Below are 14,764 nucleotides of genomic sequence, written 5' to 3'. Positions count from 1 at the left end.
CTTGCGGAGCCCTGCAACCGTCCGTCGATCGCCCATGCGGGCGGAGGATCAAACTAACGGTAGGGCAAAACTAGTCATGACGGGGCCGATGCACCATCACGGGATGGCGGGCGTATACCGGCAAAAAACCATTCCGTCAACGCGAAAATCGCCTGTTCTACCCTTCCGGCGAAGCGGTTCAGCGATGCTTGAAGGCCGCCTTGCGCTTCTCGACGAATGCGCTCATGCCTTCTTTCTGGTCTTCGGTCGCAAACAGCGAGTGGAACAGCCGCCGCTCAAAGCGCAACCCTTCCTCAAGGGTCACCTCGAATGACCGGTTGACCGCTTCCTTGGCCATCATCGTGGCAGGCAACGAAAAGCCGGCAATCTTCTCGGCCGCCGCAAGAGCGGTCTCCAAAAGTTCGCCCGCCGGCACGATGCGCGACACCAGTCCGGCCCGTTCCGCCTCTTCGGCATCCATCATCCGGCCGGTCAGACACAGATCCATCGCCTTGGCCTTGCCGACAGCACGGGTCAGGCGCTGGCTGCCGCCCATCCCGGGTATGACGCCGAGTGTGATCTCTGGCTGGCCGAATTTTGCCGTGTCGGCGGCGATGATGAAATCACACATCATCGCCAGTTCGCAGCCGCCCCCGAGTGCATAGCCGGAGACGGCGGCGATAACGGGCTTGCGCAGCGCCGCCAGTTCGTTCCAGCGGTTGAAGAAATCGGACATGTACATGTCCATGTACCCTTGGGGCTGCATCTCCTTGATGTCCGCGCCGGCCGCAAATGCCTTCTCGGAGCCGGTCAGCACAAAGGCGCCGATCTTGTCGTCGGTGCCGTATTTGGCGACCGTATCGCACACCTCATCCATCATCTCGCTGTTCAAGGCATTCAGCGCTTCCGGGCGATTCAGCGTCAGCAATGCGACGCGGCCGCGGATTTCGATCCTGAGCGATTTTGGTGCCATGGAAGTATCCTCTGTATTGTGCTGGCAGGGGAGCCCGGCCGCTAACCTAGTGTTTTTGGCAGCGCGGGCAATAGAACGTCGACCGCCCCGCCTGTGAGATGCGGCGGACCGTATTATTGCACCCGGCGCCGGCGCAAGGTTCTCCCTCGCGTCCATAGACGGAAAACCGATGCTGAAAATACCCCAGCGATCCATCGGTGCGGATGTGATCACGCAGCGAGGAGCCGCCCGCCGCGATCGCTTCATGAATGACGGCCCGGATGGTGGCCGTCAATGTTTCCAGTCGCGCCGTGGGCCTGCCGGCCTTGCGCACCAGGCGCTTAGCCGGAGCCGTCGGCGACAGGCCGGCGCGCCAAAGGGCTTCGCACACATAGATATTGCCGAGCCCTGCGATAATCGACTGATCCATCAGCGCAGTCTTCAGCGGCGACGACTTGCCGGCCAGCCGTTGTGCGAGATATGGCGCCGAAAGTTCGTTGCCGGTCGGCTCGACGCCCAGCGACGCGAAACGCGGATGCGCATCGAGTCCATCGACGCAAGTCAGCTCCATGAAACCGAAACGGCGCGGATCATTATAGGTGATCGTGGCCGGACCGAGCGGCCCCTCGATCCTTAAAACCAGGTGATCGTGCAGGCTGGACTTGCCACGCGGCTGCGCGAACGCTCCCGGCATCGTTCCACCAGCCTCGTCATCCTCGCTGTCAAGAAGGATCCGAAAGGAGCCGGACATGCCGAGATGGCTGATCAAAACAGTGTCATCATCGAGGGTGAAGAGCAGATATTTGGCGCGTCGCCCCAGCCGCAGCACCCTGCGCCCCGTCAGCCGGCTCGCGAAATCGGTGGGAAACGGAAATCGCAGATCGGGGCGCCGTTGCTCAACCGCGTTGATCTGTGCCCCTTCCAGCACCGGAGCAAGGCCGCGGCGCACAGTTTCGACTTCAGGCAGTTCAGGCACAAGGATCTCCGTTGTTCAGCACAGCCATGCAATTGCTCCGGACAAGCAGCTTGGCCCGCGGCGCTTGGCTGGCCTATAAGCAGCACGCTTTGCCGCACCGATGTAGATAGCGTCCCGGCACCGCTTTCGCTATGGTCGCCTTCGCCTTGTGGCCTAAATGGCAAAGGGGCGATAGCCGGTGATGACGATGATGCGAATGTCGGGGCCGGGGGAAACTGTGCCTGATTGAGAATGGGATTTGTAATGTCCAAGAGCCGCGTGACCGCCGAGGGCGGAATGGCAACCTCCTACGGGTTTACCCCGGTCGATGAAGGCGAGAAGCAACAGCTCGTCAACGATGTTTTCCATCGTGTGGCCAAGCGCTATGACGTGATGAATGACGTGATGTCCGGCGGCCTGCACCGCGCCTGGAAAGATGCCATGGTCGCCGCCCTCAATCCGCCGCGCAAGCCCGGCTGGCGCTTCCTCGATGTGGCAGGCGGCACCGGCGATGTCGCCTTCCGCATCGTCGAGGCATCGTCGCGCCAGGCGTCCGGTGTCGTCCTTGACATCAATGGCTCAATGCTTGCTGTCGGCGCTGAGCGGGCCGGCAAGCGGCGGCTTGCCGACAATCTCGAATTCGTCGAAGCCAATGCGGAAAACCTGCCATTTCCGGACAACAGCTTCGATGCCTATACGATCGCCTTCGGGATTCGCAACGTGCCTGACATCGACAAGGCCCTGGCGGAAGCCAGCCGCGTTCTAAGGCGCGGCGGCCGCTTTCTCTGTCTGGAATTCTCCGAGGTGCAGATGCCGATTCTCGATAAAGTCTACGAAGCCTGGTCATTCCACGGCATCCCGCGCCTCGGCCAGGCCATTGCCGGTGATGGCGAGCCGTATCGCTACCTCGTTGAATCGATCCGCAAGTTTCCCTCGCAGCCAGACTTCGCGGCGATGATCCGCCGCGCTGGCTTTGCGCGTGTTGGCTGGACGGATTACACCGGCGGCATCGCGGCTCTGCATTCGGGATGGAAGATCTGACGTGCCAGGACCATTGACCTATCTGCGGCTGGCGCGGGCCGGCTATATTCTCGTGCGTGAGGGGGTCATCTCGGCCCTGCCGGCCGAAGAGCTGCCGGCGCATCTGCAACTGGCGCACCGCATGGCCGGGCTCGTGGCGCGGCGCCGTGCACTCAACGCCGACCGCAGCGACCGGCTGGCCCGTGCCGTTGCCCGGCTGGGTCCCTCCTGGGTCAAGCTCGGACAGTTCCTCGCCACCCGTCCGGATGTGGTCGGCGCCGAGATCGCCGACGATCTGGCGGCCTTGCAGGACCGCATGACGACCTTTCCGCAATCTCAGGCGGTAGAGGAAATCGAGGCCTCGCTCGGCCGTCCTCTGCAGGAGCTGTTTGCGCGTTTCGATCCGCCGATCGCCGCGGCTTCGATCGCTCAGGTCCATCCGGCGGAGGTGATCACGCCCGACGGGCCGGAAAAGGTTGCCGTCAAGGTCATCCGTCCGGGTGTGCGCAAGCGCTTTCGCCGCGATCTCGAGGTCTTCTATCTGGTGGCCGAATGGCAGGAGCGGCTGCTGCCGGCCAGTCGCCGGCTACGCCCGGTCGAGGTGACACGCACGCTCGAGCAGACCACCAAGATCGAGATGGACTTGCGGCTTGAAGCCGCCGCGCTGTCGGAGATGGCGGAAAACATCAAGGCTGATCCCGGCTTTCGCGTGCCGCGCGTTGATTGGGAACGCACCGGCCGCGATTGCGTCACGATGGAATGGATCGACGGCATCAAGATGAGCGATATCGCGGCGCTGCGGAACGCCGGGTTTGATCTCGACGCGCTTGCGGAAACGCTGATCCAGTCGTTCCTGCGGCACACCCTGCGCGATGGCTTCTTCCACGCCGACATGCACCAGGGCAATCTCTTCGTCGATGCAATCGGCGACATCGTCGCCGTCGACATGGGCATCGTCAGCCGGCTCGGCAAGAAGGAGCGTCGGTTCCTTGCCGAGATACTCTACGGTTTCATCAGCCGCGACTACCGCCGTGTCGCCGACGTGCATTTCGAGGCCGGCTATGTGTCGGCCAATTATGATCCGGCGAGCTTTGCTCAGGCCATTCGCGCGATTGGGGAGCCGATTCACGGCCAGCCGGCCGAAACCATATCGATGGCCCGGCTGTTGACGCTCCTGTTCGAAGTCACGGAATTGTTCGACATGCAGACCCGGCCGGAACTGGTGATGCTGCAAAAAACCATGGTCGTCGTCGAGGGCGTCGCCCGCACTCTCAATCCGCGCTTTAACATGTGGAAGGCGGCCGAACCCGTCGTCGGTGACTGGATCCGTGACAATCTCGGACCGAAGCGCCTTCTGGTCGATGTGCGCGACGGGATGCAGGCGGCCCTGCGGCTCGGCGAACAGCTTCCCGACCTGGCGGCGCGCTCCGAAAAATTGGCACACGAAATGAGCGCCATGGCGGAAAACGGCTTGCGGTTCGACCGCGAGACCAGCGAGGCTATCGGCCGCGCCGAGGCCCGCCACACGCGCTCCGGGCGTATCGCATTATGGATCATTGCCGCTGCCGTGGTGTGGATCGCCATCAGCCTGCACCCCTTCTAGCAGCGCAGTTGCATGTGCGATGAATGCAATGATTGCATTTTTCCTCCGAGAGTGATTTCATCGCATCCGTGATCATTCGGGAGGCATCGTATGGCCAGTCTCACAATCCGCAATCTCGATGCGGGTGCCAAACAGCGCCTGCGTGAGCGGGCTGCCCGTAATGGCCGTTCGATGGAGGAGGAAGCCCGGGCGCTCCTCGGCGCACTCGACCACCCTGCTTCCGGAGATGACAGCCAGGATACAGCCGCCACCGCGCTCGGCCCGACCCCTTTGCGAGAGGCCGACCGAACGGTGCTGGCCGGCAAGCGCATCCTGCTCATCATCTCCGGTGGAATTGCCGCCTACAAGGCACTGGATCTCATTCGTCGGCTACGCGAGCGCGGCGCGCGCGTCCGCGTTATCATGACGGCAGGGGCTTGCGAGTTCGTGACGCCACTGGCCGTGGGCGCCCTCGCCGCCGACAAGGTCTATACCGACCTGTTCTCACGTGAAGACGAGCAGGATGTCGGCCATATCCGGCTGGCGCGTCAGTGTGATCTTATCGTGGTCGCGCCTGCCACCGCTGATCTGATGGCCAAGATGGCCGCGGGCCTCGCCGATGATCTTGCCACGGCGGTCCTGCTGGCCACCGATCGGCCGGTGCTTCTGGCGCCGGCAATGAATCCGGTCATGTGGTCGCATGCCGCAACGCGCCGCAATGTTGCGCAATTGCAAGCCGACGGCATTGCGCTGATTGGCCCGGAGACGGGCGAGATGGCCGAGAGCTGCGAAACAGGCCGTGGCCGGATGGCCGAGCCACTACAGATCGCCGAGGCCATTATTCGCCATCTGGTTCCCGGACGACGGCCGCTGAAGGGCCGCAAGGCCATCGTAACCTCCGGCCCGACACACGAGCCGATCGACCCCGTTCGCTACATTGCCAATCGGTCTTCCGGTCGCCAGGGACACGCCATCGCAGCCGCTCTGGCCAAGCTTGGAGCCGAGGTCACGCTCATCTCCGGGCCGGTGACGATCGAGGATCCTGCCGGTGTCACCATGGTCCATGTCGAGACGGCGCGCCAGATGCTGACTGCGGTTGAGCACGCCATGCCTGCCGACATCGCGGTGATGGTCGCCGCCGTTGCCGATTGGCGGGTGGTGCATGCCGCCGACAACAAGATCAAGAAGAAGCCGGGCGAAGGACCAGAGCCTCTGGAACTGGAAGAAAACCCCGATATCCTCAAGGCCGTCGGACATGCCGACGATCGTCCCGCCATTGTCGTCGGGTTTGCCGCTGAAACGGCGAATGTCCTGGCCAATGCCCAGGCAAAGCTGCAAAGAAAGGGTGCCGATTTCATCGTCGCCAACGATGTCTCGCCGGATAGCGGCGTCATGGGCGGCACGCGCAATGCGGTCCGTATCGTTTCGCCGACCGGTGTCGAGACATGGCCCGATCTCGACAAGCAGGAGGTGGCGATGCGGTTGGCTGAGCGCATCGCCTCGGCTCTGGTGGGGAACGAGGCAGGCGGGGCGTTGCAGCAGGGTTCTCGCTGACCTCGGCGCCTGTCAGGTGGCCAGACCACTCACCATCGGCGTGCACGGCCGGCATGCCCGATGCTGCACTCAGGCGGTCATTGCCAGAGCCATCGCTTCGCCGGGCGCAAAAGCAGTGCTTGTCAAACCCTCGGCGCCAAGTTTCACGAACGTGCCGGGCGGGATTTCGCCCCATTGTGTCGCCGGGTCGCGGAACGGCTCGGAGACGAGGCAATGGCCGCCGGCTGCGCTGCCGCTTCGGACGAAGGGTGCCGCATAAAGGCTCGGCGCATGCGCGTCGGTGGCATAGCGGATGGCATACAACGTCTCGCCATCGGAAAACGCGGCGGTGAAACGTACCAGTTGGCTCAGCCCGGCACGCGCCGCCTGCTCCAGCGTGAAGCGGATGGCTTCGCGGAAGGCGGCGGCCGGGTCGCTTTCGAGGCCGAATTCCAGCGCCAGCAGAAAAAGGAGTTCCGAATCGGTGGTGCCGGCCCGACGTTCGAACAGGTGGTCGCTGAGGCGGTTTTCCAGCGCGCGCCGCATCTTGTCGAAACCGGCGACCTGGCCATTGTGCATGAAGGACCAGCGGCCCTGCACGAAGGGATGGCAATTGTCGCGGCTGGTGGCGCCACCGGTCGAGGCGCGCACATGCGCGAGAAACAGCGGCGAACGGATCTGACGGGCAAGCGACCGCAGATTGCAGTCGGACCACGCCGGCAGCACGTCACGGTAAAGGCCCGGCTCGGGGTGGTCGCCATACCAGGCAATGCCGAAGCCGTCGCCATTCGTCGCCGTCTTCGCCTCGGTGGCGCAATGCGACTGTTCGATCAGCGAATGTCCCGGCGCCGAGACAATCAGTTCGAGAGGGACCGGCGTCCCACGGTAGGCGGCCCAACGACACATCTGCGATCTGCTCCAAACCATGCCGCAACAGCTTGCGTCTTCACGTCGAGACTAGCAGCAAAGATTTTCCCCAGGGTTAACAAAGCTTCACCGGCCAGCGAAATTACAGCAGCCGGGGAAGCAGACGCCGGGAGTTTGGCAGAGATCATCGCGAAAAGGGTGCTGTTTTATGCCCTGAAAGGGCGGGGCCGCGCCACAATCCATTCCATCTGACCTCGCGCACGCAAAAACAGTGCGGCGCGCCGCGGGGCAGGAAGCGCATTTGAAAAACCGCGTTGAAGGAAGCGCCGTACGCGCTGTCGCCATCAGGTGTCGCGCTGCACGCGGTCGATTTCCGAGCGCAACGCCACGACCTTCTCTTCGACGTCATCGACATTTGTCTCGTTCATCGTCGCGTAGCGTTTCAGGTCGTATTTCATGTCGCGCAATTGCTCGAGCTTTTGCTCGCGCGACAGCGCAGGATCGGTGGACACCCGGTCAGGGGTTCTCTCGGTTGGTGGTGCCATGACGCATTCTCCTTGCTTGCCTCAGGAAAAACGGCATCGCTGTCGGTTTCGTTCCATGATGCGGCTGATCGCCTGGGCGCCTCTGCCTCTGTGCAGGGCCCCTTATAATTTGCCGGGCCAATCGCTACATCAGCGCCAACAGGCGGGCGCCGGTTCCCGATTGCGGCCCGCAGCAAGGAGCAAGCATGTCAATACGACCCATCAAGCATACTGCACAGGCAGTTCCGCATCTCGAAGGCGCCGGCGTACAGTTGCGCCGGGCGTTCGGTTTTGGCGATCCGTCGCTGACGGATCCGTTTCTGATGTTCGATGATTTTCGCAATGACCGCCCCGAGGATTATCTCAAGGGGTTCCCCTGGCATCCGCATCGCGGCATCGAGACGATCACCTATGTGCTCGCCGGCTCGGTCGATCACGGCGACAGCCTCGGCAATGTCGGCACGCTCGGCGCCGGGGATGTGCAGTGGATGACCGCAGGCAGCGGCATCATGCACAAGGAAATGCCGAAGGGAGACGCCGACGGACGGATGCACGGCTTTCAGCTGTGGGCCAATCTGCCGTCCTCGCTCAAGATGACCGCGCCGCGCTATCAGGATATTTCTGCCACCGACATTCCGGTCGAGATCGATGATGATGGCACCGTCGCCCGCATCGTCTGCGGCGAATTCTGGGGCAAGAGCGGCCCGGTCGACGGCATTGCCGCCGAACCTGGCTATGTTGACATTTCCGTGCCGCCGAATGTCAGGAAGACCTTCAAGGTCGACACCTATCGTTCGGCCTTCGCCTATATCTTTGCCGGCTCGGGCAGTTTCCGCGATGCCTCGAACCCGGTCGGTGTGCTGGTCGAGAAGGAGGTTGCCGGCGAGGAGATCCAGCTTCGCGACCAGACCGGCGATCGCACGCTGGTGGTTTTCGATACCGGCGACGAGATCACCGTGCAGGCCGGCGACGAGGGCATTCGATTCCTGCTGGTCTCTGGCAAACCGATCGAGGAGCCTGTCGCCTGGCATGGGCCAATCGTCATGAACACCCAGGCGGAATTGATACAGGCCGTCAACGAACTGCGCGCCGGCACATTCATCCAGCGCTGAACATCGTCCCGCCTCCTTTGAACACGTCGCCGGATCATTGATCCGGCGGCGCCGTGGATGCTGCCCGTCATCGCTTGCAGGATCAGCGATTGCGGTCCACTCTGCCTGCCCGATCAGCCGCGGGTGTTCGGCCGCGTTTCAGGGGAGAGTAGGGCATGCAGCTTCGATATCAGGCCGGCCGCGCCGCGCTCGCAGTCGGACTGCTGGTCTGCGGAGCCTCGATCACGCCGGCCGGCGCCCAGCAGGAAGCCGATGCGATTGCCCCCGAACAAGCCACGACAACGGGTGCATTTGCCACCGCCTCGCCGCGCGTCAGTGAGGCGCTCGCGGCCAAGGCCAGGGGCGTACCCGTGGTGGCAAGAGACTGGATGATCGCCGCCGCACATCCACTGGCGGTCGAGGCCGGCGCCGATATCCTGCAGAAGGGCGGTTCGGCTGCCGACGCGATGGTTGCCGTGCAATCCGTACTCGGTCTCGTCGAACCGCAATCCTCGGGTCTCGGTGGTGGCGCTTTCCTCGTCTGGTACGATGCAGCCAGCGGAGAAGTGACCACGCTGGACGGCCGCGAGACGGCCCCTGCCGCGGCGACGCCGACCCTGTTCCAGGACGGGCAGGGAACACCCTTGAAATTCTTCGATGCGGTGGTCGGCGGACGGTCGGTTGGCGTGCCGGGAACACCGATGCTGATGCATCAGGCCCATCAGCGCTGGGGACGCGCCCCCTGGGCCGGTCTGTTCGACAGAGCCATCGAATTGGCCGAAAACGGCTTCCCGGCCTCCGCGCGTTTGGCTGCGATGATTGCCGGTGATGCCGAGCGACTGGCGCGCAACCCGGCCACCGCAGCCTATTTTCTGCCGGGCGGCGCACCGTTGCAGGCCGGCACGCTCGTAAAAAACGCGGGCTACGCCGAGACATTGCGCTCGCTTGCCGTCCGAGGGCCGGAGGCCTTCTATTCCGGTTCCATCGCGACCGATATCGTCACAGCGGTGCAAAGCGATGCCAATCCCGGCGTTCTTTCGATGCAGGATTTCGCCGGCTACCGCGTCAAGCAGCGCCCGCCGGTCTGTGTATCCTATCGGATCTACGAGATATGCGGCATGGGACCGCCATCCTCGGGCGGACTGACGGTTGGGCAGATCTTCAAGCTCATCGAGCCCTTCAATCTGGCAGGGCGTTCGCCGGATGACGCGGAGACCTGGCGGATCTTCGGCGATGCTGCGCGTCTGGCGTTCGCCGATCGCGGCCGCTACATGGCCGATATCGATTTCGTGCCGATGCCGCTGAAGGGTTTGCTTGATCCGGATTATCTGGCGACGCGCGCCGCGCTGCTTGCCGGTGAAAAAGCCCTCGAGACGGTGGCGCCCGGCCAGCCCGCCTTCGACCATGCGCTGTTATATGCCGACGATGACGCGCTGGAACTGCCTTCAACCAGTCATATTTCCATTGTCGACCAGGCCGGCAATGCGCTGTCGATGACCACGACGATTGAAAATGCCTTCGGATCGCGGCTGATGGTGCGCGGTTTCCTACTCAACAATGAATTGACCGATTTTTCCTTCCGCAGCCATCGCGACGGCGTCCCCATCGCCAATCGTGTCGAACCGGGCAAAAGGCCGCGGTCCTCCATGGCCCCAACCATCGTATTGCGCGACGGCCGGCCAGTGCTGGTCATCGGCTCGCCGGGGGGCAGTGCCATCATCGGCTATGTGGCGCAGGCCATTCTCAATACGCTCGACTGGAACATGAACGTCCAGCAGGCTCTCGCCCGGCCGCACCGCAACAATCGTTTCGGCCCCTTCGAACTCGAAAAGGATACCGCCGTGGTTGCGCTGCAGCCGCAGCTCGAGGCGCTCGGCTTCACGGTGGCGTTGCGCGAGATGAATTCGGGGCTACATGCGATCCGCATCGGCGAAGATGGTCTGTACGGCGGGGCGGATCCGCGCCGCGAGGGAATCGCGCTGGGCGAATAGAAAGAGTGCTACGGGCGCCCCTTATGCCGCTTTGGCGACGTGATATTCCTTGATCGCGATCATCTTGATGCCGGGATAGCGCTCCGCCTCGTAATTGAGGGAGAACCCGTCCGCGGCAAGAAACACCGGGTCGCCGTCGAGGTCGCGGGCGATGTCGCCGCGATGCCGGTCGATGAAATTTTCGAGTTCCGCCTTGTCCGGCGCCGTAATCCACCGGCAGACGGAAAACCGCGCCATCTCGAAATCAACCGGCAGACCGTATTCATTGTTCAGCCGCTCTTTCAGAACGTCGAGCTGCAGGGCACCGACCACGCCGACAATGGCGGGCGAGCCGTCTTCTGGCGTGAACAATTGCACGACGCCTTCTTCGGCCATCTGCTGCAGCGCCTCCTTCAGCTTCTTCGCCTTCATCGCATCGCCCAGACGCACACGCCGCAGGATTTCCGGCGCAAAGTTCGGCACACCCTGGAAGACGAGGGATTCGCCCTCGGTCAGGGTGTCGCCGATGCGCAGCGAACCGTGGTTGGGAATGCCGACGACGTCGCCGGCAAAAGCCGTGTCGGCCAGTTGCCGCTGCGAGGCAAAGAAGAATTGCGGTGCCGACAGGCCCATCTGCTTGCCGGTGCGTGCCAGCCGCGCCTTCATGCCGCGCTGCAACTTGCCCGAACACACACGCACGAAGGCGATACGATCGCGGTGATTGGGGTCCATATTCGCCTGAATCTTGAACACGAACGCGGTCATCTTTTCATCCGTCGCCTCGACGGTGCGGGTGTCGGCCACCTGATCGCGCGGCGGCGGGGCATAGGCGCCGAGCGCATCGATCAGGTCTCGGACGCCGAAATTCTTCAGCGCCGATCCGAAGAACACCGGCGTGAGATGCCCTTCCCGAAACGCCGCCAGGTCGAATGGCTGACAGGCCTCGGCGGCCAGGCCGCATTCTTCGATGAAGGTCTCGCGCTCATTTTCCGGCAGCTGCCCGGCGGCCTGGCTGGCTTCCGGCCCGTTGACCGGCGTCAGGTCACGCTGCGTATCGGAGCCGCGCACCGCGCTCTTCGCCAGGTGATAGGTGCCGCAAAAACTCTTGCCCTGGCCGATCGGCCAGGTGATCGGCGCCGTATCAAGCGCCAGCTTCTGTTCCACTTCGTCGAGAATTTCGAACGGGTTGCGCGCTTCCCGGTCCATCTTGTTGACGAAGGTGACGATCGGAATGTCGCGCAGCCGGCACACCTCGAACAGCTTCAGCGTCCGCGGTTCGATGCCTTTCGCCGCATCGATGACCATCACCGCCGCATCGACCGCTGTCAGCGTCCGGTACGTGTCGTCGGCAAAATCCTCGTGGCCCGGCGTGTCGAGCAGGTTGTAGACGTGATCGCCATATTCGAAGGTCATCACCGAGGTGACCACGGAGATGCCGCGCTCGCGCTCGATCTTCATCCAGTCCGAGCGCGTTTGAATGCGGTCCTTCTTCGCTTTCACTTCCCCGGCGAGCTGGATGGCGCCGCCAAACAGCAGAAGCTTTTCGGTCAGCGTCGTCTTGCCCGCGTCCGGGTGCGAGATGATGGCAAAGGTGCGGCGGCGTGCCACCGCCGCGGCGATGCTTTCGGGCATAGCGTTCGGAATCCTGTTGATGGCGGCACCTTCTAGCTTGTCGCCGCGCCACTTGCAATTGACCCTGACATGCCCGCGCAGGAAGGTGACGCATGTCCAGACCACCATCCCACATCCCCGCCGGTGACACGCACATGCCATCTCTCGGAATCGAGGTGCTGCCGCATGGCGAGGGCCTGCAACTGCCTGCCTATGAGACGCGCGGTTCCGCTGGCATGGATCTACGTGCTGCCATTGCCGGTGAAGCGCCGCTCACGCTGGAGGCCGGCGCCCGTCTGCTGGTGCCGACCGGCTTGAAAATGCAGATCCCGGACGGGTTCGAGGCGCAGATCCGCCCGCGCTCCGGACTGGCCTATAAGCACGGTCTGACCTGTCTCAACACGCCCGGCACCATCGACAGTGACTATCGCGGCGAGATCAAGGTGCTGCTGATCAATCTGGGTGCTGAGCCGTTTGTCATCGAGCGCGGCCTGCGTATCGCCCAGATGGTCATCGCGCCTGTCGTCCAGCTGCCCCTCGAAGTGCGGCTCCGGCTGGATGATACGGCACGCGGCGAGGGCGGATTCGGTTCGACCGGCAGCGCTTGATCACAGTCGGGGTGCATGCCGGGCATGCTGCAAAGTGCAAGACGGCGCAGCTCGGTGAAGAGCATTTTTTGCGAACAACGCCGCTGATGGCAGGCTGTTTCGCGCCGAGCGAATGCCGTTCATGAAGCGCCTCAGCGGGCGGCATCCACCCGGTCCAGCCATTGCGCTGCCGGATCGCGGAAGAAACGGTCAGGCCGCCGCGCGCAACGGTTCGGCGGCCACGCGATAGGAAATGGCTTCCGCCAGGTGGATACGCCCAACCGTTTCAAGCCCCTCCAGATCGGCGAGGGTTCGCGCCACCTTCAAGATGCGGTGGTAAGCGCGCGCCGAGAGACGCAATTTCTCCGCTGCCTCATGCAGCAGCGCCTGGCCCCCCGCATCTGGCGCGGCGACGGTTTCGATCAGAGCGGTCGAGCAATGGGCATTCATACGCACATGCGGCAGGCCGAGCTCCCGGTACCGCGCAACCTGCGTTTCGCGGGCTGCCAGCACGCGTTTGGCCACTGCGGCGCTTGCCTCCGCCTCCTGCTTTCCGATGAGATCGCGGGTCTGAACGGCGGGCACGTCGATGCGGATATCAATGCGGTCGAGCAGCGGTCCTGAGATGCGCGCCTGATAATCAGCCTGGCATCGCGGTCCGCGCGCGCAGCTGTATCCCGGCTCGCCGGCCCTGCCGCAGCGGCAGGGATTCATCGCCGCAATCAGCTGAATCTGCGCGGGATAGGTGACCCGGTGATTGGCGCGCGCAATCACGCTCTCGCCGGCTTCCAGCGGTTGGCGCAGCGAATCGAGCACCTGCGGCGAGAACTCCGGAAACTCGTCGAGAAACAGCACGCCGCGATGCGCCAGGGAAACCTCGCCGGGACGCGCCCGGAAGCCGCCGCCGACCATGGCCGCCATCGATGCCGAGTGATGGGGCGCCCGGAACGGCCGTCGATCGGACAACTGGCCGCCTCCGATCTGTCCGGCGATCGAATGGATCATCGAAACTTCCAGAAGTTCCGCCGGCGCCAGGCTCGGAAGGATGGACGGCAACCGTGCCGCCAGCATCGATTTGCCTGAACCCGGCGGGCCGCACATCAGAAGGTTGTGGCCCCCAGCTGCCGCCACTTCCAGCGCCCGCCGCGCGCTCTCCTGTCCCCTGATGTCGGCCAGGTCAGGCAGGTCCGAAGGGTCGCTGCGACGCGCCGGTTCGGGCCGCGACAACACCTGCGTGCCGCGAAAATGATTGGCGAGCGCAATCAGGCTGCGGGGCGCCAGAATATCGACCTCCTCGCCCGCCCAGGCCGCCTCGGCACCGCTGTCATGCGGACAGATCAGACCCTTGCCCAGAGCATTGGCGCCGATCGCCGCCGGCAGAACCCCGGCGACTGCCGCGATTCCACCATCGAGCGACAACTCGCCGAGCACCACATAATCCTGCAGCTGATCGGCCGGCAGCGCGCCCAGCGCCGCCATCAGCCCGAGCGCAATCGGCAGATCGAAATGACTGCCTTCCTTCGGCAGATCGGCCGGCGCCAGATTGATTGTCACCCGCTTTGCCGGCATCGCCAGCCCAGAGGCGTGCAGGGCGGCCTGAACCCGTTCCCGACTTTCCGCCACCGCCTTGTCCGGCAGGCCGACGATCTGCATCCCGACCTTGCCCGGCGCCACCATCACCTGCACATCCACGGGCACCGCCTCGATGCCCTGAAATGCTACCGTTGCCACCCTGGCGACCATCATTCGCCTCCTCTCCGCGTGCCGCTTGTCCACGCCTCCTGTGACCCGCAACTGACGTCTGTTCCCTGTCGCCCTCAGTCGGCACCGCACCGCAGGTCGGCCGCTGGACGAGCCGCGCTCACGACGTGTTGGAATACCCGTCTAAGGCGATACTAGGCTTATCAATGCACGTCATAAGGAAAAAAACAAGAACAAAAAAGAAACAAATGCGCGCTATAGGTGTGTTATGGTTGTGCCAGGTAGAAAAAACAGAACGGCGTGGAACGCAACCAGAACGCGTAAATTTGCGTTTCGAACTTCGCCGATCTCTGTGCCTCTGGGGTAATGCGGGCAAGATCGGGCGGCGCACG

12 protein-coding genes are annotated in these 14,764 nt (G+C 63.5%); 6 read left to right on the top strand and 6 right to left on the bottom strand.

All coding sequences use genetic code 11. The features are described 5' to 3' along the window. Positions 1-178: 178 nt before the first annotated feature. Complete coding sequence (locus tag KY465_RS10080; protein ID WP_219201518.1) at positions 179-952, bottom strand: enoyl-CoA hydratase; 774 nt, start codon at positions 950-952, stop codon at positions 179-181. Between the two features lie 46 nt (positions 953-998). Beyond that, a complete protein-coding gene (gene mutM / locus KY465_RS10075) occupies positions 999-1,907 on the bottom strand; it encodes a bifunctional DNA-formamidopyrimidine glycosylase/DNA-(apurinic or apyrimidinic site) lyase (protein WP_219201517.1) in 909 nt (302 codons plus the stop codon). A 243-nt stretch (positions 1,908-2,150) separates the two neighbouring features. Here mutM and ubiE point away from each other — a divergent pair, with 243 nt between their 5' ends. From ubiE to coaBC, 3 genes are all read left to right on the top strand, one after another. Continuing rightward, positions 2,151-2,927 carry a bifunctional demethylmenaquinone methyltransferase/2-methoxy-6-polyprenyl-1,4-benzoquinol methylase UbiE gene (gene ubiE / locus KY465_RS10070; protein ID WP_219201516.1) on the top strand — a complete coding sequence of 259 codons (777 nt, stop codon included), beginning with the start codon at positions 2,151-2,153 and terminating at the stop codon, positions 2,925-2,927. Between the two features lies 1 nt (position 2,928). Further along, positions 2,929-4,509: a 2-polyprenylphenol 6-hydroxylase gene (gene ubiB, locus KY465_RS10065; RefSeq protein WP_219201515.1), complete on the top strand. Its 1,581-nt coding sequence runs from the start codon at positions 2,929-2,931 to the stop codon at positions 4,507-4,509. Positions 4,510-4,599: 90 nt separating this feature from the next. Next, positions 4,600-6,042 (top strand): bifunctional phosphopantothenoylcysteine decarboxylase/phosphopantothenate--cysteine ligase CoaBC, encoded by a 1,443-nt coding sequence (gene coaBC, locus KY465_RS10060; RefSeq protein WP_219201514.1) that lies wholly within the window; start codon positions 4,600-4,602, stop codon positions 6,040-6,042. Between the two features lie 69 nt (positions 6,043-6,111). On the opposite strand, the gene KY465_RS10055 is transcribed toward coaBC, so the two are convergent. Together KY465_RS10055 and KY465_RS10050 are read right to left on the bottom strand one after the other, a co-directional pair. Beyond that, complete coding sequence (locus tag KY465_RS10055; RefSeq protein WP_219201513.1) at positions 6,112-6,927, bottom strand: class II glutamine amidotransferase; 816 nt, start codon at positions 6,925-6,927, stop codon at positions 6,112-6,114. A gap of 305 nt (positions 6,928-7,232) precedes the next feature. After that, positions 7,233-7,433 carry a hypothetical protein gene (locus KY465_RS10050; protein ID WP_219201512.1) on the bottom strand — a complete coding sequence of 67 codons (201 nt, stop codon included), beginning with the start codon at positions 7,431-7,433 and terminating at the stop codon, positions 7,233-7,235. Between the two features lie 185 nt (positions 7,434-7,618). On the opposite strand from KY465_RS10050, the gene KY465_RS10045 reads away from it, so the two are divergent. Continuing rightward, positions 7,619-8,524, top strand: a complete 906-nt coding sequence (locus tag KY465_RS10045; RefSeq protein WP_219201511.1) for a pirin family protein — start codon at positions 7,619-7,621, stop codon at positions 8,522-8,524. A gap of 155 nt (positions 8,525-8,679) precedes the next feature. Beyond that, complete coding sequence (gene ggt, locus KY465_RS10040; protein WP_219201510.1) at positions 8,680-10,494, top strand: gamma-glutamyltransferase; 1,815 nt, start codon at positions 8,680-8,682, stop codon at positions 10,492-10,494. A 21-nt stretch (positions 10,495-10,515) separates the two neighbouring features. Here ggt and KY465_RS10035 read toward each other — a convergent pair whose 3' ends face one another. Continuing rightward, a complete protein-coding gene (locus KY465_RS10035) occupies positions 10,516-12,105 on the bottom strand; it encodes a peptide chain release factor 3 (protein WP_219201767.1) in 1,590 nt (529 codons plus the stop codon). 113 nt (positions 12,106-12,218) lie between these two features. On the opposite strand from KY465_RS10035, the gene dut reads away from it, so the two are divergent. Beyond that, on the top strand, positions 12,219-12,692 hold the full coding sequence (gene dut / locus KY465_RS10030; protein WP_428982993.1) for a dUTP diphosphatase: 474 nt from the start codon (positions 12,219-12,221) through the stop codon (positions 12,690-12,692). Positions 12,693-12,881: 189 nt separating this feature from the next. Here the strand turns inward: dut and KY465_RS10025 are convergent, their stop codons facing one another. After that, on the bottom strand, positions 12,882-14,414 hold the full coding sequence (locus KY465_RS10025; protein WP_219201765.1) for a YifB family Mg chelatase-like AAA ATPase: 1,533 nt from the start codon (positions 14,412-14,414) through the stop codon (positions 12,882-12,884). Positions 14,415-14,764: the final 350 nt, after the last annotated feature.

Origin of the sequence: Neohoeflea coraliihabitans, assembly GCF_019334345.1 — a bacterium.
Lineage (GTDB): Bacteria > Pseudomonadota > Alphaproteobacteria > Rhizobiales > Rhizobiaceae > Pseudohoeflea > Pseudohoeflea coraliihabitans.
This window is presented reverse-complemented; position numbering and strand designations above follow the sequence as displayed.